Source organism: Lysinibacillus sp. BPa_S21 (assembly GCF_023337795.1).
Taxonomy (GTDB): domain Bacteria; phylum Bacillota; class Bacilli; order Bacillales_A; family Planococcaceae; genus Lysinibacillus.
In genome coordinates, this window is the sequence record NZ_JALIRS010000036.1 from 1 (window position 1) to 575 (window position 575).

Consider the following 575-nt stretch of genomic DNA (forward strand, 5'->3'; position numbering starts at 1 on the left):
TACACCTAAAATACATTGAGGTGTTAGAAAATGACCAGATCTATTTCACTATTGTTGATTTCATTTTGTTTGTTTTTTTTCTTGACCATATATGCAACTGCAAACGATAAACCCAGTCCTTATGAAGAAATTTATCCTGAAATAGGTTACAAAACTGTGGAAACTGCATCGGAAGATTTTGAACAACATTTCAAACAAAAACTTAAGCTTCCGCTTAGGGTACCACCAATAAGCTTTACACATCATTTTGGTAGGTTTAATGATTTAGATGGCGATATTAATGACTCATTTGAAGTGACGTTTATAAATGATCAATTACCCGAAAATCATTATAAAATTAACGTTCGACCGATAAAGAATAATATTCCTTTAAGAGAGAAGTACGTGGTAAAAACCTTTGAATTAAAAAATGGAAGTGTAGCCACTTATATGACTATTTCAGGATTTAATGTACTTGTTTTCGAGAGAGATGATTGGCAGTATATGCTAAGTATTGATAAACGAGTATCAGATAAAGTTACTCCTGAAACCTTGATAGATATAGCCAATTCAATTGATTATTGATTCAAATTGGA

General features: G+C 31.3%; 1 protein-coding gene. It reads left to right on the top strand.

The genetic code is table 11. From position 1 onward, the window contains the following. The first annotated feature begins 30 nt into the window (after positions 1-30). Positions 31-564: a hypothetical protein gene (locus MOK21_RS23655; protein WP_249076386.1), complete on the top strand. Its 534-nt coding sequence runs from the start codon at positions 31-33 to the stop codon at positions 562-564. Positions 565-575: the final 11 nt, after the last annotated feature.